The organism is Catellatospora sp. NPDC049111 (genome assembly GCF_040648615.1).
Lineage (GTDB): Bacteria > Actinomycetota > Actinomycetes > Mycobacteriales > Micromonosporaceae > Catellatospora > Catellatospora aurea.
In genome coordinates, this window is sequence record NZ_JBEZEB010000015.1 from 70,255 (window position 1) to 90,322 (window position 20,068).

At 71.8% G+C, this 20,068-nt stretch carries 22 protein-coding genes and 1 pseudogene; 18 read left to right on the plus strand and 5 right to left on the minus strand.

The features are described 5' to 3' along the window. Positions 1-9: 9 nt before the first annotated feature. The gene (locus tag AB0B66_RS21715; RefSeq protein ID WP_360532561.1) at positions 10-342 is read left to right on the plus strand and encodes a YkvA family protein; all 333 of its coding nucleotides are present in this window, start codon (positions 10-12) and stop codon (positions 340-342) included. A 12-nt stretch (positions 343-354) separates the two neighbouring features. Here the strand turns inward: AB0B66_RS21715 and AB0B66_RS21720 are convergent, their stop codons facing one another. Further along, positions 355-783, minus strand: a complete 429-nt coding sequence (locus AB0B66_RS21720; RefSeq protein WP_360532564.1) for an ATP-binding protein — start codon at positions 781-783, stop codon at positions 355-357. 372 nt (positions 784-1,155) lie between these two features. Between AB0B66_RS21720 and AB0B66_RS21725 the strand changes: the two genes are divergently transcribed. From AB0B66_RS21725 to AB0B66_RS21755, 7 genes are read left to right on the plus strand one after another with little or no spacing between them, the layout of a single operon-like run. Next, entirely contained in the window at positions 1,156-2,013 is an 858-nt protein-coding gene (locus tag AB0B66_RS21725) for an STAS domain-containing protein (RefSeq protein WP_360532567.1), read from the plus strand. After that, the gene (locus tag AB0B66_RS21730) at positions 2,013-2,423 is read left to right on the plus strand and encodes an STAS domain-containing protein (protein WP_360532570.1); all 411 of its coding nucleotides are present in this window, start codon (positions 2,013-2,015) and stop codon (positions 2,421-2,423) included. Before AB0B66_RS21725 ends, AB0B66_RS21730 begins: the two co-directional genes overlap by 1 nt. Beyond that, positions 2,420-2,836 carry an ATP-binding protein gene (locus AB0B66_RS21735; protein ID WP_360532573.1) on the plus strand — a complete coding sequence of 139 codons (417 nt, stop codon included), beginning with the start codon at positions 2,420-2,422 and terminating at the stop codon, positions 2,834-2,836. The genes AB0B66_RS21730 and AB0B66_RS21735 overlap by 4 nt, the downstream gene beginning before the upstream one ends. After that, a complete protein-coding gene (locus tag AB0B66_RS21740) occupies positions 2,824-3,837 on the plus strand; it encodes an ATP-binding SpoIIE family protein phosphatase (protein WP_360532576.1) in 1,014 nt (337 codons plus the stop codon). The genes AB0B66_RS21735 and AB0B66_RS21740 overlap by 13 nt, the downstream gene beginning before the upstream one ends. Next, positions 3,834-5,162 (plus strand): sensor histidine kinase, encoded by a 1,329-nt coding sequence (locus tag AB0B66_RS21745; RefSeq protein ID WP_360532579.1) that lies wholly within the window; start codon positions 3,834-3,836, stop codon positions 5,160-5,162. The genes AB0B66_RS21740 and AB0B66_RS21745 overlap by 4 nt, the downstream gene beginning before the upstream one ends. After that, positions 5,159-6,703, plus strand: a complete 1,545-nt coding sequence (locus AB0B66_RS21750; protein WP_360532582.1) for a fused response regulator/phosphatase — start codon at positions 5,159-5,161, stop codon at positions 6,701-6,703. The genes AB0B66_RS21745 and AB0B66_RS21750 overlap by 4 nt, the downstream gene beginning before the upstream one ends. A 12-nt stretch (positions 6,704-6,715) precedes the next feature. Next, positions 6,716-7,051, plus strand: a complete 336-nt coding sequence (locus tag AB0B66_RS21755) for an STAS domain-containing protein (protein ID WP_360532585.1) — start codon at positions 6,716-6,718, stop codon at positions 7,049-7,051. Positions 7,052-7,058: 7 nt separating this feature from the next. Here AB0B66_RS21755 and AB0B66_RS21760 read toward each other — a convergent pair whose 3' ends face one another. Further along, on the minus strand, positions 7,059-8,225 hold the full coding sequence (locus tag AB0B66_RS21760) for a hypothetical protein (RefSeq protein ID WP_360532588.1): 1,167 nt from the start codon (positions 8,223-8,225) through the stop codon (positions 7,059-7,061). Between the two features lie 123 nt (positions 8,226-8,348). On the opposite strand from AB0B66_RS21760, the gene AB0B66_RS21765 reads away from it, so the two are divergent. The 5 genes and pseudogenes from AB0B66_RS21765 (at position 8,349) to AB0B66_RS21785 (ending at position 11,903) form a co-directional block, all read left to right on the plus strand. Then, positions 8,349-8,873 carry a GNAT family N-acetyltransferase gene (locus tag AB0B66_RS21765; RefSeq protein WP_360532591.1) on the plus strand — a complete coding sequence of 175 codons (525 nt, stop codon included), beginning with the start codon at positions 8,349-8,351 and terminating at the stop codon, positions 8,871-8,873. 13 nt (positions 8,874-8,886) lie between these two features. Beyond that, a pseudogene (locus AB0B66_RS21770) lies at positions 8,887-9,015 on the plus strand (RICIN domain-containing protein); the annotation flags it as partial. Between the two features lie 200 nt (positions 9,016-9,215). Beyond that, positions 9,216-10,526: a histidinol dehydrogenase gene (hisD, locus tag AB0B66_RS21775; protein WP_360532594.1), complete on the plus strand. Its 1,311-nt coding sequence runs from the start codon at positions 9,216-9,218 to the stop codon at positions 10,524-10,526. Then, positions 10,523-11,299, plus strand: a complete 777-nt coding sequence (locus AB0B66_RS21780; protein ID WP_360532597.1) for an SDR family NAD(P)-dependent oxidoreductase — start codon at positions 10,523-10,525, stop codon at positions 11,297-11,299. The genes hisD and AB0B66_RS21780 overlap by 4 nt, the downstream gene beginning before the upstream one ends. Before the next feature lie 94 nt (positions 11,300-11,393). Beyond that, positions 11,394-11,903: a hypothetical protein gene (locus AB0B66_RS21785; RefSeq protein ID WP_360532600.1), complete on the plus strand. Its 510-nt coding sequence runs from the start codon at positions 11,394-11,396 to the stop codon at positions 11,901-11,903. Positions 11,904-11,913: 10 nt separating this feature from the next. On the opposite strand, the gene AB0B66_RS21790 is transcribed toward AB0B66_RS21785, so the two are convergent. Further along, entirely contained in the window at positions 11,914-12,636 is a 723-nt protein-coding gene (locus AB0B66_RS21790; RefSeq protein WP_360532603.1) for a TetR/AcrR family transcriptional regulator, read from the minus strand. Positions 12,637-12,739: 103 nt separating this feature from the next. On the opposite strand from AB0B66_RS21790, the gene AB0B66_RS21795 reads away from it, so the two are divergent. From AB0B66_RS21795 to AB0B66_RS21805, 3 genes are all read left to right on the plus strand, one after another. Further along, positions 12,740-14,215, plus strand: coding sequence for an MFS transporter (locus AB0B66_RS21795; protein WP_360532606.1), 1,476 nt, complete (start codon positions 12,740-12,742; stop codon positions 14,213-14,215). A gap of 134 nt (positions 14,216-14,349) precedes the next feature. Further along, a complete protein-coding gene (locus AB0B66_RS21800; protein ID WP_360532609.1) occupies positions 14,350-14,715 on the plus strand; it encodes a hypothetical protein in 366 nt (121 codons plus the stop codon). 56 nt (positions 14,716-14,771) lie between these two features. After that, positions 14,772-14,948 carry a hypothetical protein gene (locus AB0B66_RS21805; protein WP_360532612.1) on the plus strand — a complete coding sequence of 59 codons (177 nt, stop codon included), beginning with the start codon at positions 14,772-14,774 and terminating at the stop codon, positions 14,946-14,948. 58 nt (positions 14,949-15,006) lie between these two features. Here the strand turns inward: AB0B66_RS21805 and AB0B66_RS21810 are convergent, their stop codons facing one another. Further along, entirely contained in the window at positions 15,007-16,095 is a 1,089-nt protein-coding gene (locus AB0B66_RS21810) for a hypothetical protein (protein WP_360532615.1), read from the minus strand. Positions 16,096-16,274: 179 nt separating this feature from the next. Here AB0B66_RS21810 and AB0B66_RS21815 point away from each other — a divergent pair, with 179 nt between their 5' ends. Both AB0B66_RS21815 and AB0B66_RS21820 read left to right on the plus strand, forming a co-directional pair. Beyond that, on the plus strand, positions 16,275-18,290 hold the full coding sequence (locus AB0B66_RS21815) for a cellulose binding domain-containing protein (protein ID WP_360532618.1): 2,016 nt from the start codon (positions 16,275-16,277) through the stop codon (positions 18,288-18,290). Positions 18,291-18,399: 109 nt separating this feature from the next. After that, on the plus strand, positions 18,400-18,957 hold the full coding sequence (locus AB0B66_RS21820; protein ID WP_360532621.1) for a YdeI/OmpD-associated family protein: 558 nt from the start codon (positions 18,400-18,402) through the stop codon (positions 18,955-18,957). Positions 18,958-18,968: 11 nt separating this feature from the next. Here the strand turns inward: AB0B66_RS21820 and AB0B66_RS21825 are convergent, their stop codons facing one another. Continuing rightward, positions 18,969-20,036, minus strand: a complete 1,068-nt coding sequence (locus AB0B66_RS21825) for a DUF2855 family protein (protein WP_360532624.1) — start codon at positions 20,034-20,036, stop codon at positions 18,969-18,971. Positions 20,037-20,068: the final 32 nt, after the last annotated feature.

Consider the following 20,068-nt stretch of genomic DNA (forward strand, 5'->3'; position numbering starts at 1 on the left):
AACTCGTGCGTGTCTCGGGATACCTGGATCATCATCGGCATCGCCGTCGCGATCGTCGGCATCATCACGCTGATCGGCGCGATCAAACTGGGCAGGCGCCTGTTCGTCACCAAGCGGATGCTCGGTGAGCTGGGCACGGGCGGCAAGGTCGCCTTCTGGGGCGCCCTGATCTACACGATCCTGCCCGTCGACCTGCTCCCCGACCCGATCTACCTCGACGACATGGGGGTGCTCGCGCTGGCCCTCATGTACCTCACCAACCTGCTGCGCAAGCGCAACGGCGGCAAGCTGCTGCCGGGACCGCGTACCAAACCGTCCAGCAAGCACGACACCCCGCGATAGGGGGTCACACCTTCACGGTGTGGCGGCCGGGTTCCTGAACACCAGCCGCCACACCGTATGACCGGGCCGGGTGTAGTAGGAGAACTCGTCGCAGACCTCGCCCGTGATGTACAGCCCCCAGCCGCCGGCAGCCGTAGGCCGCGCGGCCGGCTGCTCCGGGGCGGTCCGGCGGAACGTGCCGCCGTCGGTCAGCTCGATGACGACCGTGCCGCCGTCGGCCCACACCCGCACCACGCCGCCGCCGGCGGTGTGGCGCAACGTGTTGGTGACCAGTTCGCTCACCGCGAGCTTCAGCCCGGGCACCCGCCCGGCGGCCAGCCCGGACGCGTGGGCGTGCGCACCGGCGAACTCGCGGACCGCCGCGAGGTCGTCGGCGGTGGTGAACGAGATCGCGGCCGCCCCCGACGGCGGCTGGGCGAACGGTCTGACTACCTGGCGCAAGACTCCTCCGCGGCCCGGGATGATGAGCGATGTGCGTGCCCGTGCGGGCGGCCTTCCCTCCGAACGCGGTCCTGGGACGCTGACGCAAAGAGTGCCACAGCCTGACCTGGCGTGGCATTCCCGCGCTTGTCTCCTCGGTGGCGGCCCCCACCGACCACCTGGCCACTGACTGCCCCGCCGGGCGGCGGCCGAAACCACGGATCGAGATCGGCTCCGGCCCACGACCTATCGGTGAACTCGTATGGTTGGGCCGAGCCCGTTCGGGTACATGGCCGTGGCACACGGTCACCGGTGGCCGCGTGCCACGGCTTCGCGGAGCGACTTGGCTCACCCCGCGCGGCCGACCTGACTGGTGAACGGTGAAGGATGACCATGGCGCTGAAAGCAGAGCAGAGCGAGCGACTCGGCAAGTTGCTCTCGGAGCGGTCGGAGCAGATCTCCCGGCGCTGGGCGGAGGTCGCGGCGGCGCCGCTGAAGGGCCGCCTGACGGTCTCCGAGTCGGGCCGCCAGACGACCGAACTGCAGACGCAACTGCGCAAGTCGCTCAGCGAAGGCGCGAACGACCTCGACAGCGCGAAGGCCGCGGAACTGCGGGCGGTGCTCACCGAGCTGTCGCGCAACCGCGCACGCCAAGGGTTCACCGCCACCGAGACCGCCACCAGCGTCTTCGCCCTCAAGACCGCGCTCTACGAGATCGGCGAGATCGAGAAGAGCGGCGAGACCGCCCTGCGTGACTACGTGGCCTGGTCGGCGCTGATCGACGAGCTGGGCCTGTTCACCTTCGAGGCCTTCTCCCGAGCCCGCGAGCACATCATCACCGAGCAGAGCGAGCAGCTGCTGGAGTTGTCCACGCCGGTCGTGAAACTCTGGGAGGGCGTGGTCGCCGTCCCGCTGGTCGGCACTCTGGACTCCGCGCGCGCCCAGGTCGTCATGGAGCGGCTGCTGCAGGCGCTGGTCGACACCGGCTCGCCGTACGCGATCATCGACATCACCGGCGTGCCCGCGGTGGACACCCAGGTCGCGCAGCACATCCTCAAGACGGTCATGGCGGCCAGACTGATGGGCGCGGAGTGCGTCATCTCCGGCATCCGCCCGCAGATCGCGCAGACCATCGTGGCGCTGGGCATCGAGTTCGGCGACATCGCCACCAAGGCCACTCTCGCCGACGCGCTCCGCCACGCCGTCCGGCGCGGCGGCGCCGAGCTGCGAGCCGCCAAGCGGGAGGCGTGATGGAGCGGGTGCCGATCCTCAAAATCGGCTCGGTGCTGCTGGTCTCCATCCAGGTCGACATGCAGGACCAGATGGCCCTGCAGCTGCAGGAGGACCTCGGCCAGCGCATCGTCGACACCGGCTGCAAGGGCGTCATCATCGACATCACCGGCCTGGACATCGTCGACTCGTTCGTCGGGCGCACCCTGTCGACGATCGCGTCGATCTCCCGGGTGCTCGACGCCGAGACGATCGTCGTCGGCATGCGCCCGGCCGTCGCGATCACGCTGGTCGAGCTCGGCCTGTCGCTGGACGGCATCCGCACCGCGCTCAACGTGGAGCGGGGCCTGGAACTGCTGGCCGCCAACGCCGAGCCGGACCTGATCGACGACCTGGACCTCCTCGACGAGCCCGAGACGACCTCGCCGTGACGGGCGGTGCAGGCGCCGAACTCCAGGTGCAGGCCATCGGCAACGACGAGGACGTCGTCCGGGTGCGCCAGCTGGTCCGCACCGCGGCGGTCGCTGCGAAGCTGTCGCTGGTCGACCAGACGAAAGTCGTCACCGCGGCCAGCGAGCTGGCGCGCAACACCCTCGTGTACGGCGGAGGCGGCAAGGCCGAGGTCTGTACCGTCGACAACGGCAAGCGACGCGGAGTGCGGGTCGTGTTCAGCGACTCCGGCCCGGGTATCGCCGACATCGACCTCGCGCTGACCGACGGCTACACCAGCGGCGGCGGCCTCGGCCTGGGTCTGAGCGGTGCGCGCCGGCTCGTCGACGAGTTCGAGCTGGAGACCGCGGTCGGCGCGGGGACCACCGTGGCGGTGGTCAAGTGGGCGCGCTGAGCTCGCTGACCCCGACCTCATCCTGGTTCCGGCTGGACGACGCGAGCGCCGTGGGCGCGGTCCGGCGCTTCGCCGTCGAGCTCGCCGGCTCCGTGGACCTCGGCGAGCGCAAGTCCGCCGACATCGCGATCATCGCCACCGAGCTCGCCTCCAATCTGGTCAAGCACGCCGAGGACGGGACGCTGCTGGTGCGCCCGGTCCGGCACGACGACACCGTCGGCGTCGAGATCGTCAGCATCGACTCGGCGCCTGGCATGGCCGACCTGGCCGCCATGTACGAGGACGGCCGCTCCACGACCGGCACCCTCGGCATCGGCCTGGGCGCCGTGTCCCGGCTCGCGGACCGGATGGAGGGCTACTCCGCGCCGGGACGGGGCTCGGTCCTCACCGCCCAGCTCTGGCGCGAGGCGGTCCCGCCGCCCGCCTGGGCCGACGGGCTGACCCGGCCGCTGACCGGCGAGACCGTCAGCGGCGACTGCCACGCCGTGCGGACCATCGGCGACCGGCGGCAGGTGATGGTGTGCGACGGGCTCGGCCACGGCCCGCTCGCCGCCGCCGCCGCGCAGACCGCCTTCAACCTGTTCCACACCGCGCCCGACGGTCCGCCCGCGACCGTCGTCGAACGCCTGCACCGGGGCATGTCCCACACGCGCGGGGCCGCCCTGACCGTCGCGGAGATCGACCCGGACGCCGGACTCGTGCGCACCTGCGGCATGGGCAACGTCGCGGCGACCGTCCTCACCGCAGGCACCCGGCGCGGCATGGTGTCGATGCCCGGCATCGCGGGCCACGGCAAGGCCGTCATCCGGGAGTTCGAGCACCCGTTCGGGCCGGACTCGCTGCTGGTCATGCACTCCGACGGGGTCAGCGACAAGTGGCGCCTGGACGCCGACCCGGGGCTCGTCGTCCGATCGCCGCTGCTGATCGCCGCCACGGTGCTGCGCGACGCGGGCGTGCGCCGCGACGACGCCTGTGTGCTGGCGGCCAGGATCCGATCATGACCGACACCCTCCTGCTCCAGTTGGTGCTACGCCGCGAGCAGGATGTGTTCGCCGTCAGGCAGCGCGGGCGCGAGGCCGCGGCGGCGCTGGGGCTCGAACACCAGGACCAGATCCGGCTGGCCACCGCGCTCAGCGACGTCGGCCGCCAGCTGCTGTCCGGGGGCACCGGTGTGGAGGTCGCCTTCCGGATCCACGGCCGGCCCGAGCACCTGCGCGTCGACCTCACGGTCCCCGGCCGGGTGGACCGGCAGGCGCTGCGACCGGTCGGCCGCCTGGTCGATGTTTTGGAAGTCGCCGAAGGTGGGCAGGAGACAGTAGTCATGCTGTCACGCCGCCTGCCCGACCCGGGCCAGCTCACCGCCGAACAGGTCGAGCAGGCCCGGCGTAAGCTCGCCGCCTCCGCCGTCGCCAGCCCGCTCGACGAGCTGGCCTCCCAGAACGAGCATCTGCTGGCGGCGCTGGAGGAGGCCCGCGAGCAGCGGGACCGGCTCAAGGCGCTCAACGACGAGCTGGAAGAGACCAACCGCGGCGTGATGGCGCTCTACCTCCAGCTCAGCTCGGAGCTGGAGGAGACCAACCGCGGCGTGGTGGCGCTGTACGCCGAGCTGGACGAGAAGTCCGGGCAGCTGCGTGCCGCCAGCGAGGCCAAGACGCGCTTCCTGGCCAACGTCAGCCACGAGCTGCGCGCCCCGGTCACGGCGGTCATCGGGCTGATCCGGATGCTGTCCGATCCGGAATCCGACCCGTTGACCGCTGCGCAGGCGGAGCAGATGTCGCTGATGCGGGGCTCGGCCTCGGACCTGCTGTCGCTGGTTAACGACCTGCTCGACCTGGCCAAGGCCGAGTCCGGGCACCTGGAACCGGTGTGGGGTCCCGTCGACCTCAGCCGGCTGTTCAAGCAGCTGCGCGGCACCGTCAAGGCGGTCCTGACCAGTCCCGATGTCGCACTGGAGGTGGAGGCGCCCGGCGACGGCGCGTGGATCGAGTCCGACGAGGCGCTGCTGTCGCAGGTGCTGCGCAACCTGCTGCACAACGCGGTGAAGTTCACCGAGCACGGCTCGGTGACCATGCGGGCCGCCTCCGCCGGCGGCCACTGGACCATCACCGTCGCCGACACCGGCATCGGCATCCCCGCCGCCCAGCACGAGCGCATCTTCGAGGAGTTCGTGCAGCTGCCCGGTCGGCACAAGATGCACGGCACGGGACTCGGGCTGCCGTACGCCCGCCGGCTCACCGGCATCCTCGGCGGTGAGATGCACCTGGACAGCGAACCCGGCAAGGGAAGCACCTTCACCGTCACCCTTCCGGTCGCGAGGACCTCATGAGCAACCCGGCCGAGACCACCATCCTGGTGGTCGACGACCGCGCCCCCAAGCGCTACCTGCTGAAGAACTGGCTCACCCGGGCCGGCTTCGCGGTCACCGAGGCCGTCGACGGCCAGGATGCCCTCGACAAGCTCCAGCAGCGTCCCTTCGACATGGTCGTGCTCGACGTCAAACTGCCCGACATGAGCGGGCTCGACGTCTGCCGGCGGATCAAAGCGGACCCGGCCACCACCAGCACACCTGTCGTGCACGTCTCCGCGCACGCGGTCGACGCCGCCGACCGGACCCTGGGACTGGTCGGCGGCGCCGACGCCTACCTCGTCGAACCGATCGACCCGCACGAACTGGTCGCCACGGTGCAGGCCGTGCTGCGCTACTACCGGGCACGCCGCAAGGCCGAACAGCTCGCCGACGGCCTGGCCGGGCTCGCCGAGACGACGCTCGCCGTCACCATGGCCCGTGACTTTCCCGAACTGCTCAGCCGTGCCGCGGCCGGGGCCGTAGGGCTGTTCGGCACGGCCGCGGCGGTCGCCACCGAGACCGACGCGGGCTGGACCCTGGCACTGGCCACCGTGTCCGGCGACGTCACCGTCGCCGGTTGGGAACCTCCCGGCGAGGACGTGCCGGTCGGCTCGCACCGGCTCACCGGTGACGCCACACGGTGGCAGCTGCCCGCCGGCTGGCCCGACCCCGGCGAGGTCACCGTCACCACCGCCCGGTTCCGCGCCGCCCGGCCGTCGCTCTACCTGTTCACCGGCGTGTGCGCCGACGAGGACCAGACCCAGTTGCTGACCCAGCTGACCCAGGCGCTGGGCGCGGCGGCCGAGGCCCAGCGGGCACAGGACCAGGACCACCGGATCGCGGTCACCCTGCAGCGCAGCCTGCTCCCCCGCCGCCTGCCCGCCGTGCCCGGCATCAGCCTCGCCGTGCGCTACGAGCCGGCCAGCCCGCAGGCCGAGATCGGCGGGGACTTCTACGAGCTGTCGACGCTCGGAGACGAGCTGCTCATCGCCATCGGCGACGTCGTCGGGCACTCCCTGCACGCCGCGACGGTGATGGCCGAGATCCGCCACGCCCTGCGCGCGTACGCCGTCGAGGGCCACTACCCCGGCCGCATCGTCGCCCTGATCGACGAGCTGATGGTCCGGCTGCTGCCCGGTGAGATGGCGACCCTGTGCCTGCTGTTGCTCGATCCCCGGACCGGCCGGGCCCGGCTGGCCAACGCCGGTCACCTGCCGCCGCTGCTCATCGCCGACGGCCGGGTCACCGAGGTCTGGCACCGCGCCCCGCTGCTGGGCATCAACCATGCCCGACCCGACGACCTGGAGTTCGTCCTCCCCGAGGGCGGCACGCTGCTGCTGTACACCGACGGCCTCATCGAGCGACGGGACATCACGATCCGGGACGGCATCGCCGACCTCAGCCGGCTGGCCGCGCCCGTGGACGCCGATCTCGACCGCTACTGCGACCGGCTGCTCCGGCAGCTGACCAACCCTCCGCACGCCGACGACGTCGCCGTTGTCGCCGTCCGGCGTCTGTGATTGGCTGCCCCCATGGATCGTGCAAGCAACACGCCGCAGGCCACACACGAGGTGGAGGCCCTGCCGGACCGGGTCCGGATGGTGCTGGCCGGCGAGTTCGACCTGGCGAACGAGCAGGCCCTGACGAGCTGGCTCGTCGACACGATCGAGGCGAACCCCGGACGCCCGCTGGAGGTCGACATGCACGACGTCGGCTTCATCGACTCCAGCGGCATCAGGGTGCTGCTGCACGCCCACGCCACGGCGCAGCGGCACGGCGGGTCCTTCCGGATCACCCGCGCGTCCGGCACGGTCCGTGACGTGCTGGAGATCGTCGCCGTCTACGAGCACCTGACCGGCGGCGATTGACCCGGCCTCAGGCCGCGTACGCGGTCAGCGCCGGGTGGCTGTCGGGCAGCCCGTACCAGCGCAGCAGTTCGGTGACCTCGTCGGGCTCGGCGACCAGCGCGTCCGGGTGGCGGACCAGGTGGTCGACAAGCCAGCGCTGGGCGGCGGTGAGGTCGGCGTACCGCAGCGGACTGCTCCGCCCGTCGTCCCCGAACGCCAGGTAGAAGGCCTCGCCGAGGCGTTGCACCCACGGCCCGTGTGCTCGCCGGGTCGCCTCCGACCGGACCAGTGCCGCCCGCGCCTGCGCCGCTCCCGGATCGCCGAGGTGTTCCAGCAGCCGCACCGACCACTCGGCCCGCGCCAGCCCCCACGGCGCGAGCACCGGCTCGTCCGGGCCGAGCCCGCCGCCCGCCCGCGCGCGCAACTCCGCCCGCGGCTCCTCGGGCACGGTCGCGCCCGCAGTGAGCGTCCACGCGACCGCGGCGGCCCAGCGGACCTCCGAGTCCTCGTCGTGCACCAGGCTCGCGATCACCGCCGACTCGGCCACCGGACCGCGCGCGGCCAGCCCGGCCGCGAGCAGCGCGGTCACCCGCAGATCACGGCGCCAACCGCGCTGCCCGGCCACGGCCAGCAGCGGCGCCACGGTGTCGCCCGCCGCTTCCGGAAACCAGGCCAGCAGATAGGCCGCCGCCTCGATGACGTCGCCGTCGCTGTCGTCCAGCAATCGCAGGATGCGGGGCAGCTCGGCCCGGACCGCGTCGTACACCCGCAGTTCGTCGACCTCTCCCGGGGCCGCCGGCGGGTCACCGGCCGCGTGGCCGCTCCACTCGCTGTAGAGCAGGTGCCAGGACTCGTCGACCGCGTCCGGCGAGGGCCGCAGCCGCTCGATCGGGAAACCCGTCAGCAGGTATGAGTGGTCGGAACCGATCGCCATCGCGGTGAGCAGGTCGACGATCGCGGCCCGGTCGAAGGTGAGCGGGTCGGCGGCCAGGTCGGCCAGGAACGGCACCGTGTAGACGTCGGCCTGGTAGCGCCTGCCCTCGTGCAGCAGGCTGCTCCACAGTTCGTCTCGGGCGTCGCCGCGTGCCTCCGGGTCCTCGGCGCGCAGCGCGGTGAGGAAGGCGGGGATCTCCTCGGCCGTGCCGAAGGCGTGCGTCAGCCCGCCCCAGCCGACGGTGTCGAGCTTTTCCAGCATCCTTCGATGATGCCCACTATCCCCGACATGAATCGGCCAATTTGTGCGACCGAAGGCCTCGACGTAGGCGGCGATCATCCCTCCGGGACCGGGCGGCGGCCGCAAGTTTGCGATCATGGAAGCATGACCGTCAGCACCAGGCTCGTGACCATCGACGACGCGACCGCCGTAAGCGCGCTCTACCAGGCGAACATGGAGTTCCTCCTGCCGTTCGAACCGGTGCGGCCCGAGGGCTGGTTCGGCCCCGAGGGCCAGCGCGAGGTGCTCGCGAGCGCGCTCGACCGCCACGCGCGCGGCGAATGCGTGCCGCACGTGATCCTGCTCGACGGCCGCGTCGTCGGACGGATCACGCTCAACGACATCGTCCGGGGCCCGTTCCTGAACAGCCACCTCGGTTATTGGGTGAGCCAGGACGTCAACGGCCGGGGTGTCGCCTCGGCGGCGGTGGCGCGTTTGATCGAGGTGGCGTTCCAGGAGCAGGGCCTGCACCGCATCCAGGCGGGCACCCTGCGGCACAACCTCGCCTCGCAGAAGGTGCTGGAGCGCAACGGTTTCGTCCGCTTCGGCCTGGCCGAGAAGTACATCCAGATCGCCGGCTTGTGGCAGGACCACATCCTGTTCCAGCGGCTGGCCCACGACCGGCCCTGAACATCCAGCCGTTTCGATCGTCAACCCGAACTCCGGCAAGTGCCTGGACGCGGTCGAGCTCGGCACCGCCAACGGGACCCGGCTGCAGATCTGGGACTGCGGCAACCCGCTCGGCGGCAACCAGCAGTGGCGCCTGAGCTGACCGCCTGGCAGTGAGACCCCCGCCCTCCCGGGATGCCGAAACCGGGAGGGCGGGCCCCCGTTCGCGCCCTGGTGGAAACAGCGTTTCCATAATGCGCCATCGCGGGTGGCGGGACAAGCGGGACAACGGTCGATTGACGCCCTCACGCGGCCGCCACAGACTCGCCTTGCCATGCCGACCGTCCGTGCGGGAGCGCCACCATGCCGGTCCACCTCAAACACGCCGTGAAGTCGCCGGCCAGCACGGTCGACCCCGAGGTCGCCACGACCGTCGCCGCCGTCATCGCCGACGTGCGCGCCCGCGGCGACGACGCGGTACGCGAATACTCCCGCCGCTTCGACGGCTGGGAACCCGAGCGGTTTCGGCTCGACACCGAGCAGCTCGACGCGATCGTGCGCACGGTGCCCGACCACGTCCTCGACGACATCCGCACCGTGCAGGGCAACGTACGCGCGTTCGCCGAACACCAGCGCGCGTCGCTGCGCGACTTCGAGGTCGAGACCTCCCCCGGCGTGCTGCTCGGCCAGCGCAGCATCCCGGTGTCCGCGGCCGGGGCGTACATTCCCGGCGGCCGGTATCCGCTGGTCGCGTCGGCGCACATGACGATCGTGACCGCGAAGGTCGCCGGTGTGGACCGGGTCGCCGCGTGCACGCCGCCGATCCGCGGGCAGGTGCCGGCGGCCACCGTCGCCGCGATGCACCTGGCCGGCGCGGACGAGATCTACCTGCTCGGCGGGGTGCAGGCGGTGGCCGCGCTGGCGCTGGGCACAGACGCCATCGGCCGCGTGGACCTGCTCGCCGGACCCGGCAACGCGTACGTCGCCGAGGCCAAGCGGCAGCTGTTCGGCGAGGTCGGCATCGACCTGCTGGCCGGGCCGACCGAGATCCTGATCGTCGCCGACGACGCCGCCGACTCGTTCGTCGTCGCGGTGGACCTGCTCAGCCAGGCCGAACACGGCCCCGACTCGCCCGCGGTGCTCATCACGACCTCGGACGCGCTCGCCCGCGAGGTGATCGGGCACGTCGAGCGCATCCTGGTGGACATGCCGACGCGTGACTTCGCGGGTCCGGCCTGGCGCGACCACGGGCAGGTGATCGTCGTCGGCGACCTCGCCGAGGCGTACGCGCTGGCCGACGACTTCGCCAGCGAGCACGTGCAGGTCCTGACCCGGCGGCCCCGCGAGGCGCTGGACCGGATGCGCCACTACGGCGCGCTGTTCCTCGGCGAGGGCACCTGCGTCTCGTACGGCGACAAGGTCATCGGCACCAACCACACACTGCCCACCCGGGGCGGCGCCCGCTACACCGGCGGGCTGTGGGTCGGCCGCTACCTCAAGACGGTGACCTATCAGGAGGTCGTCGATCCGGCCGCGAGCGCCGAACTCGGCCGCCTGTGCGGCCGGGCCAGCCGCGTCGAGCTGTTCGAGGGCCACGCGCGCTCCGGCGACGTGCGTGCCGCGAAGTACGCCGGCGACCCGCTGCCGTGGTCACCCGCACAGGCCGCCGCGTGAGCGCCGACCGCGTCGCCGGGCGCACGGCGCTGGTGACCGGGGCGGGCAACGGACTCGGCCGGGCGATCGCGCACGCGTTGTCGGCCGCCGGGGCGCGGGTCGTGCTGACCGGGCGCACCCGGGCCACTCTCGACGCCGTCGCGGCGGAGCTGGCCGGGACCGCCGCCGGGGTGCGGGTCGCGGTCTGCGACACGTCGTCGCCGGACTCCGTCGCGGCGCTGCGTGCCGCACTGTCCGACGAGGACGTGTCCATCCTGGTCAACAACGCCGGTGTCGCCGGTCCGGTGGACGCGCTCGTCGACGTCGAGCCGGCCGACTGGGACGAGGTCTTCGCCGTCAACGTGCGCGGGGTCTACCTGATGTGCCGGGCGTTCCTGCCCGCGATGACCGCCGCCGGGCGGGGCGACGTCATCAACGTCGCTTCGGTGAGCGGCAAACGGCCGCTGGCGCGGCGCACGCCGTACACGGCGTCGAAGATGGCGGTGCTGGGGCTCACGGTGACCCTGGCGCACGAGGTCGGCACGCTCGGCGTCGCCGTCAACAGCCTGTCCCCGGGGCCGGTCGCGGGCCCGCGCATGACCCGCAACTTCCGCCTCGAAGCACAGCGCACCGGCGTCACCGAAGCCGAGGCCGAGCAGGCGTTCGTCTCGCGGGCCGCGCTGCAGCGCATGGTCACCGAGGAGGAGGTCGGCGCGGCGGCCGTCGCCATGCTGCGCATGCCGGGCCTGACCGGCGCGGACATCGACCTGTCGGCAGGCATGATCGCGCGCTGAGCCCCGCCGCCGCTCGCCGGGGGTCGCCGGGTGCCGATACAGTCCCATCGCCGCCGGACGAGCGCTCGTCGTCGCGCGGTGAAAGGAGCCGTCGATGACCGACCCGACGACCGAGGGATACACCGTCACCAGCGCCGAGATCAACGGCATGGTGCGCAACCTCTGCGCGTACGCGCTGAGCGAGCCCGACCCGCTGCAGCGTTATGCCGACCTCACCCACCAGCAGGTCCTGTTCGAGGGCATCGTCGCGGCGCTCCAGCGCGAACGCGGCCGCGCCCTGGCCGACCTCGCCGTCTCCGGAGTGCCGCTCGACGAGGTCGCCAAAAAGACCAACCTGGCGACCGTGCCGAAGGTGCGCAAGCTGATCAGCCTGGCCGGCGAGACCGAACGGGTCCGGGCCGCCGCGGCCGCGGCCAAGCCGGCCAAGTCCAAGCAGCCGAAGAGCACTCCCGCGCCCGATCCGGTCGCGCCACCGGCACCGCCGGTCGCCGTGGAGGGCAAGCGCATCATGACGGCGGAGGAATGGGCGGCCCTGGGCCTGGCCACCGAGGGACCGGCCACCCGCGCCCGGCCCAAGAAGCGCCGACGGGCCGCCGCGGCGTGATCCCGCCGGTTCAGTCCGCCCTGGGCAGGTAACGGTCCAGCCCGCTGATCAGCAGCTCCAGCCCGAACGCGAACCGCACCTCCCCGTCGCCCTGTACGAGCACGTCGGCGTGCTCGTACAGGAACGGGAAGCGAGCCGGGGGCAGGGTGCGGTAATAGTCGTGGACCTGGCCGAAGAAGTCGGCGACGAACTCCTCGACCGGCTTGCCGCTGGCCCGCTGCCGGGCCTGGTAGAGCGAGCCCTCGTACGCGTCGGCGCTGATGTACAACGCGATCCGGTCCACCGCCCAGGCCGCCTGCTGGGGCGGCACGCCGCCGCTGATCAGCACGCCGAGCATGGCCTCGGCGACCCGCACCGAGTTCGGGCCGGTCGGCACGTTGGCGAGGCTGACCCGGGCGATGTCGCTGTGCGCGCCGAGCACCCGGTAGGACTCGCGGGCGATCTCGCGGATCTGCTCGCGCCAGCGCGCCGGGTCCGGCTCGGGCAACCGGATCTCGCCCAGCACCCGGTCGTACGCCAGCTCCAGCAGCTCCTCCTTGTTCGCCACGTGGGCGTACAGCGAGGCGGCTCCGGTGTTCAGCTCCTCGGCCACCCGCCGCATGCTCACCGCGTCCAGGCCCTCCCGGTCGAGCAGGCTGAGCGCCGCGTCCACGATCGCGTCCCGGCTGAGCGGCTTGCGGGCGGGCGCGCTGCGGCGCGAGGCACGCCAGGGCGGGGCCGGGATCTCGGACATGGCGCACATCGTACTTGACGCGAACGCCGTTCGCTCTGTAGAACGGTGTTCGTTAAGCGAACACCGTTCGAAACGCCGTTCGATATCGCCTGGAGGCGACCTCATGACCACCGTCCTCGACGACACCGCCCCTCCCGATACCCGGCCCGCGGCGTACCGCTGGCGCTGGGCTGCCCTGTTCGTCATCCTCGCCGCCGAGGTGATGGACCTGCTCGACGCGCTGGTGACCACCATCGCGGGCCCCTCGATCCAGGCCGAACTGGGCGGCTCCGAGAGCCTGATCCAGTGGCTCGGCGCCGGCTACACCCTGGCCATGGCGGTGGGCCTGATCACCGGCGGCCGCCTCGGCGACCTCTACGGCCGCAAGCGCATGTTCATGATCGGCGCGGCGGGCTTCGTCGCCGCGTCGGCGCTGTGCGCGGTGGCCACCACCCCCGAGCTGCTGATCGGGGCCCGCGTGCTGCAGGGCCTGCTCGGCGCGGTGCTGCTCCCGCAGGGGCTCGGCCTGATCAAGGAGATGTTCCCGCCCAAGGAGGTCGGCGCCGCCTTCGGCGCGTTCGGGCCGGTCATGGGCCTGTCCGCGGTCGGCGGCCCGATCCTGGCGGGCTGGCTGGTCGACGCCGACCTGCTCGGCACCGGCTGGCGCATGATCTTCCTGATCAACCTGCCGCTCGGCCTGCTCGCCCTGCTCGGCGCGGCCAAGTTCCTGCCGGAGTCCCGCTCCGAGCACGCGTCCCGGCTCGACCTGACCGGTGTCGCGCTCGTCAGCGCGGGAGCGCTGCTGCTGCTGTACCCCCTCGTGCAGGGCCGCGAGCTCGGCTGGCCCGCCTGGACCTTCGCCATGATGGCCGCCAGCCTACCGGTCTTCGCCCTGTTCGGCCGCCAGCAGATCGCCCGCCGCCGCGGTGGCGGCGACCCGCTGGTCGAGCCGTCCCTGTTCCGCCGCCGCGCCTTCACCGGCGGACTGGTCGCCGGGTTGGCCTTCTTCTCCGGCATGATCGGCTTCGGACTGGCCTTCAGCCTCTACGTCCAGCTCGGCCTCGGCTACAGCCCACTCAAGGCCGGCCTCGCCTCGGTGCCGCAGTCGCTGGGCATCATGGTCGGCTTCGGCATCGCCGGCGGCGCTGGCCTGACCCGCAAGCTCGGCCGCCGCCTGCTGCACCTGGGCCTGGGCGTGATGGCCGCCGCCACCGCCGGCTTCGTGATCACCCTCGACCAGGCCGGGGTCGGCCTGACCCCGTGGCAGCTCGCACCCGCGCTCGGTGTCTTCGGCCTGGGCATGGGCCTGGTCATGGCCCCGTTCTTCGACATCATCCTGGCGGGGGTGCAGCCGCACGAGACCGGCTCCGCGTCGGGCACCCTCACCGCGGTGCAGCAGCTCGGCAGCGCGGTCGGCATCGCCCTGCTCGGCACGCTGTTCTTCAACCACATCAAACTCGGCCCGCTCGGCCCCGACCCGGCCTCCTTCGCCGACGCGATGCGCCTGGTCCTCTGGGTCGTCGCCGCACTGCTCGCCGTGACCTTCCTCGCCGCCTTCCTGCTGCCCCGCCAGGCCCGCGACGACGCCTCGGCCCACTGACCCCCCCACCTGGGCCGCAACTCTTGAAGAGTTGCGGCCTCAGGCGGCTCAGGAAGGCGCGACTCTTCAACAGTTGCGACCGCAGGTTGAGAGATGCGACCGCAGGCGGGGGCGATCTGGCCCACGATGGAGGCATGACCGATGAGCCCGACACGACCGTCGACGAGCCGGTCGCACCCCGCCCCGTGCGGCGCGAGTCCTCTGGCAGGTTCGCATTGGCGCTGTTCGGGGCGTTCCTGGCTGGGTCCTGCCTGACCGGGTGCGTCGGCGCGGCCCTGGTCGCGGCCGCTCACCACGTACGGCATGAGCGGATGGAGGACCGCTGGCACCATGACCGCGACCGGTGGCACGAGCGCCCCGAGTGGTGGGACCGGGACCGCCAGTTCCCGCCGCCACCCGCTCCGGTCCCGCCGGTAGTGCCGACCAGGCCGCCCGCCGCGCCACCCGCCACCCCGGCTCCGCCGCCCGCCGCGCCGACGCCGACCCCGTCCCGGACCTGAACCGGAGCTAGATCGGGTAGTGCGCTACCTGGCATCGATATGAGACAGTGCCGGGCATGCAGAACATCACCTCCAAGGCGCTCATCGCGCTGTCGATCGTGTACGGCGCCACCATCGCGATTCTCGCGATCTCCGGCGCGGACTTCGTGGGCAAGTTCGCCGCCATCGGCGGTATCACCATCGGCGTGCTCTGGGCACTGCGCGCAGTGCTGGGTTCCAAGACGAACGGATAGCCGGTGACGGCCCTCCGGTGGCAGGAGAGGAGGCCCGCCACCGGACGACCGCCCGGGTTCAGACCCGGGAGCTGTAGCTGATGAAGTACTCCGGGGTCACCGGAGCGCCGGCGGCGGTCCAGCAGATGACGTTGCGGACGATCACGACGGTGCCGGAGATCAGCCAGACGTTCTGCAGGTTGCAGTAGCTCGCTCCGCTGCGGTAACCGGTGACCTGCACATGCCCCTCCCGGAAACCGACCTTGTGGAACTCGTCGTACTGCAGGCCGGGACCTGCCGGGGTCGAGACGACGACCGAGCCCACGGAACTGTAGGTGGACGGGCCGGGGAATCCGTTGCTCCACAGGTAGGCGAAGTACTTCGGCGGGTTGAACGCCCCGTAGACCGAGCGCTCACGGTGGTACGTCAGGTCGAACCAGCTGTCGGCGGGCGCGCCGGTGTGGTCGTAGCAGCGCACGACGACGTCCAGCCCGGCCCCGCCGGGGATCCAGTTGTCGACCTTGCAGCGGCGCGGGCTGTTCGGGTGCTGCGCGGTCACCTGAAGGTTGCCGTCCTGCAGCCCGGTGCTGACGCCGGGCAGCCAGACCTTGTAGACGCCGGTGCCGATGCCGCCGTGGGTGACCGTGTTGACCCCGCCGACCGGGTTGTACGACGTGTTGGTGCCGCCGGTGGACTTGCCCTGCACGTAGGCGTACGTGCCGGGGCCGACGAGCGGGCCGGAGCTGGTCGAGTACATGACCGTGAACGCCGACCAGTCAGGGCTGATCACCGCCCCGGTGTACTTGTAGCACTGCACCTCGACGATCTGGTCGGCCCCGGAGGCGTAGTAGTTCCAGACCTGGCACCAGCGCGGATCACCGGCGACGGCGGTGACATGGGCGACGCCGTTGGCCGAGGCGATGCTCGGGAACTTCACCCGGTAGCGGCCGACGACCAGCGGACTGACCGTGCTGTTGGGGATGTTGTCGCTCTTCCACTGCCGGGTCGGGTCCATCAGGTAGGCGGCCGGCGGGACCGGGTTGTCCATGAACGCGAACGCCCAGCGGTCGGGCGTGGCCGCGTGCGCGGCCGGGGCCTGCGCGACGGCGGTGACACCGATCGCCGCGACGGCGGTGAGCAGCGCCACGAGGGTGCGACGGAGTTTCACGGGATACCTCCGACGAGGTGGGATAGGGTGCCGTCAATCTAAGGCTTGTATCGCCCCCGTTCGATGCAACGACGTTGATCTGCCAGCACAGTCGTCCGGGCCACACGGTTGACATCGATCGATGGCCGTACGACTCTTGGGAGCGCTTCCAATCACCACTCCCGAAAGGAGGTCCGACGATGAGAAAGAGCCGCATCGCCCTGCTGGCGTGCACGCTGGCAGCGGTCACCCTCACCGTCCCGACCCCGGCGAGCGCCGAGCCCGCCGTGACCGTGACCGTCAACGCCCGCGCCGGGCTGGAATCCGCCGGCGACGCCGCCATCGGCGTCAACCACGCCGTCTGGGACTCGCAACTGGGCACCGACGCCGTCGCCGACCTGATGAAGAACGCCGGCGTGCAGACCATGCGCTACCCCGGCGGGTCCTACTCCGACATCTACCACTGGCAGACCCACACGGCGCCCGGCGGCTACGTCGCTCCCGACACCGACTTCGACACCTTCATGGGAGGTGTGCGGCGGGCCGGCGCGCAGGCCATGGTGATCGCCAACTACGGCACCGGCACGCCGGAGGAGGCCGCCGGCTGGGTGCGCTACGCCAACATCGAGAAGAACTACGGCGTGAAGTACTGGGAGATCGGCAACGAGCTGTACGGCAACGGCCACTACGGCGCGAGCTGGGAGGCCGACGACCACGCCGACAAGAGCCCGGCCGGCTACGCCACTGTCGCCAAGCAGTACGCCGAGGCGATGAAGGCCGTCGACCCCACCATCAAGATCGGCATCGTGCTCACCACACCCGGCAACTGGCCCGACGGCATCGTCGGCTCCGGCGACGCCGGGACCTGGAACCAGGTCGTGCTCTCCATCGCGGGCCCGTCGGTCGACTTCGCGATCCTGCACTGGTATCCGGGCGGCTCCTCGTCGACCGAGGCGCTGTCCAAGACAGCGCAGGTGACCGACGCGGTCTGGCTGGCCCGGCGGCAGATCGACCGGTACGCGGGCAAGAACCTCGGCATCGCGCTCACCGAGATCAACACCGGGTACGGCCAGAACACCCAGCCGGGTGCGCTGTTCGCCGCCGACGCCTACGCGAGCCTGATCGCCGCCGGCGTGTTCAACATCGACTGGTGGAACGTGCACAACGGCATCGGCACCGTGTCCACGGTGGGCGGGCACACCGACTACGGCGACTTCGGCCTGCTCTCCAGCGGCACCTGCACCGCCGACGGCAGCGTCTGCGAGCCCGCGCTGAACACCCCGTTCGCGCCGTACTTCGGGCTGGCCATGACGTCACGCTTCGTCAAGGCGGGTGACCAGCTGATCCGCGCGGGCGCGTCCGACCCGGCGGTCCGCGCGCACGCCGCCCGCCGTGCCAACGGCGACCTCGCGGTGCTGCTCGTCAACACCGACGAGGCCGCGAGCAAGCAGGTCAGCCTGAACTACGCCGGATACTCCCCCGCCGCGAGCGCCCAGGTCCACACCTTCGGCAACGGCGATACCGCCATCACGACCGGCACCGGCAGCGCCACCTCGGTGACGCTCGCGCCGAACTCGCTGACGACGCTCGTCCTGCGCCCGGCGGCGGCAAGTGCCCGCCCGGCGACGCCCGGTCGCCCGGTGGCGTCCGCCGTCACGGCCACGAGCACCACGCTCACCTGGCCGGCCGGGGCCGCCGGGCTCAAGTACGAGATCCACCGGCAGCTCGGCACGATCAGCGAGCAGTGGGGCGAGACCACGGGAACCACGTTCACCGTGCACAACCTGACGCCGGGCACCCGCTACACGGCCAACATCATCGCGCGCGACGGCTCCGGCCGGGTCTCCTGGGCGTCGCCGCCGGTGACGTTCCAGACCGGCACGCCCACGGCCGCATCCTGCGCGGTCACCCTGACCGACGCGAGCAACTGGGGCAACGGTTACGTCGGCAGCGTCGACATCACGAACACCGGCGCCAACCCGGTGGACACCTGGACCCTGGCGTTCAGCTGGCCGACCGCCTGGCAGCAGCTCGGCAGCGGCTGGAACGGCACCTGGACGCAGACCGGTTCCGCGGTCACCGTGTCCAACGCCGACTTCAACAAGGTCATCGCACCGGGGGCCACGGTGAACGTCGGCTACGTCGGCAACTACCAGGGACCCAACGTCCTGCCCCCGCTGTTCAAGCTCAACGGCAACCTCTGCACGACCCGCTGATCCGGCGTCCGGCCGGTCCGCGCAGGACCGGCCGGACGCACACCGGCACCGGGCCCACCCCACCGCCGATCTCGGTCACCTGTCGGCCGTCGGGCATAGAGTCGGTGGCGTGGAGATCCTGAGCTTCGAACACCCGGATCAGTGGGAGGCCTGGCTGGCCGAGCACCACGGCAGCCCCGACGGCGCGTGGCTGAAGGTCCGCAAGAAGAACTCGCGGCAGCCCGCGATCAGCGTGACCGAGGCGGCCGACGTGGCCCACTGCTACGGCTGGATCGACAGCGTCCGCAAGTCCCTCGACGCCGACCATTTCCTGCAGCGCTACTCCCGCCGCCGGCCCAGGGGCTCGTGGTCGCGGGTCAACGTGGAACGCGTGGAGGCGCTTTTGGCGCAGGGCCGGCTGCGCGCGCCGGGCCTGGCCGAAGTCGAGGCGGCCAGGGCCGACGGGCGCTGGGACGCCGCCTACGTCAAGCAGAGCGAGGCGACCGTGCCCGCGGATCTCACCGCGGCGCTGGCCGCGAACACGGCCGCCGCCGACTTCTTCACGCGGCTCGGCAAGACCGAGCAATACCTCGTGATGCTGCCGCTGCTCAAGGCCGTGAACCCCGAGACCCGCGCGGCGCGTCTCGGCAAGGCGGTCGCCGACCTCGCCGCCGGCAAGCGACCGTAGCCGCCACGCCGTCAGCAGGCGATGACGTGGCCGACGCGCGGCGGGGTCGTGCCCGCGAGCATGCCGAGCCAGGCCTCGCGGAGCCCGTCCGGGCCGTGGCTGACGGTGATGTCGACCCATTGCTCGGCGACCGCGGCGAAGCGGCGCCAGGACTCGGCGAGCCGCCGGTCCAGCTCCGGGCGGCCCCAGTCGAGGGTGCGTTTGCGGATCTGGTCCGGGGCGAAGAACACGGCGGTCGCGTCGGTCGCCCGCTCCTGGTGGGTCAGGCCCACCGCGACGTCGTGCACGAGGCGGTCGCCGAGGTGGGCGCGCAGCGCCGCGCGGGTGGCCGGGTTCGCCGAGAGGTCGAGGTACGCGGTCGGCGTCGCCGGGTCGAGTGCGCCGATCCCGTCGTACGGCAGCACGTCGTCGTAGCAGCCCAGCTCGCGGGTGAAGGCCACGTTGCCGGGTGAGGTGAGGCCGACCAGGCGCGGCCCCTTGCCGCGCAGCTCGAACGCGGCCGCGTACGCCGTCTTGCTCGACGCGGACGACAGAACCAGCGTCGCGGCCCCGTAGAAGTCGTTGTCCTGCAACCGGTCGGCGAGCATCGCCGAGGTCACGAACAGGGGGCGGAACAGGATCAGCAGGTCTTCCCGGTCCGCGTCGTAGGACGGGTCGCCGGTGGTCGCGGCGTAGGCGTTGTACGGCGACGGCAGCTGCGCGCGGTGTGGACTGGCGTCGCGGAACCCGCGCTCGTCGACCCGGCCGGGCCGGACGACCAGGTGCCCGGCGGGCGGCAGGTATCCGTACAGCCGCTGCCCGACCGGGACCCCTTCGGCCCGGGAGTCGACCACCTCGCTGAACCCCCACAGCGGGCCCAGGCCCCACCGCTCGTCGAGTCCGGCGGTGGCGGCCGGGAAGAAGTCCCAGTAGCGGTAGGCGTCACCGAGCACGGCGTAGGTCACGTTGTTCGCGGTCATGCCGACCCGGTCCACGCGCAGCAGGGCCTCGCCGTCGGCGAGTTCGGGCACCGGGTGCCGCACCAGTTCGGTGTGGGACAGGTCGTCACGTGCGATGGCGAGGGTCCACGAATCCGTCACGGCGTCACCGTAACGGATCGGCCGATGTTTCA

Bases quoted from the DNA above. Each gene is read 5' to 3' on its own strand.
- AB0B66_RS21725 (WP_360532567.1), top strand. From the start codon at position 1,156: ATGGCGCTGAAAGCAGAGCAGAGCGAGCGACTCGGCAAGTTGCTCTCG.
- AB0B66_RS21730 (WP_360532570.1), top strand. From the start codon at position 2,013: ATGGAGCGGGTGCCGATCCTCAAAATCGGCTCGGTGCTGCTGGTCTCC.
- AB0B66_RS21745 (WP_360532579.1), top strand. From the start codon at position 3,834: ATGACCGACACCCTCCTGCTCCAGTTGGTGCTACGCCGCGAGCAGGAT.
- AB0B66_RS21750 (WP_360532582.1), top strand. From the start codon at position 5,159: ATGAGCAACCCGGCCGAGACCACCATCCTGGTGGTCGACGACCGCGCC.
- AB0B66_RS21755 (WP_360532585.1), top strand. From the start codon at position 6,716: ATGGATCGTGCAAGCAACACGCCGCAGGCCACACACGAGGTGGAGGCC.
- AB0B66_RS21760 (WP_360532588.1), bottom strand. From the start codon at position 8,225: ATGCTGGAAAAGCTCGACACCGTCGGCTGGGGCGGGCTGACGCACGCC.
- AB0B66_RS21765 (WP_360532591.1), top strand. From the start codon at position 8,349: ATGACCGTCAGCACCAGGCTCGTGACCATCGACGACGCGACCGCCGTA.
- hisD (WP_360532594.1), top strand. From the start codon at position 9,216: ATGCCGGTCCACCTCAAACACGCCGTGAAGTCGCCGGCCAGCACGGTC.
- AB0B66_RS21785 (WP_360532600.1), top strand. From the start codon at position 11,394: ATGACCGACCCGACGACCGAGGGATACACCGTCACCAGCGCCGAGATC.
- AB0B66_RS21790 (WP_360532603.1), bottom strand. From the start codon at position 12,636: ATGTCCGAGATCCCGGCCCCGCCCTGGCGTGCCTCGCGCCGCAGCGCG.
- AB0B66_RS21795 (WP_360532606.1), top strand. From the start codon at position 12,740: ATGACCACCGTCCTCGACGACACCGCCCCTCCCGATACCCGGCCCGCG.
- AB0B66_RS21800 (WP_360532609.1), top strand. From the start codon at position 14,350: ATGACCGATGAGCCCGACACGACCGTCGACGAGCCGGTCGCACCCCGC.
- AB0B66_RS21805 (WP_360532612.1), top strand. From the start codon at position 14,772: ATGCAGAACATCACCTCCAAGGCGCTCATCGCGCTGTCGATCGTGTAC.
- AB0B66_RS21815 (WP_360532618.1), top strand. From the start codon at position 16,275: ATGAGAAAGAGCCGCATCGCCCTGCTGGCGTGCACGCTGGCAGCGGTC.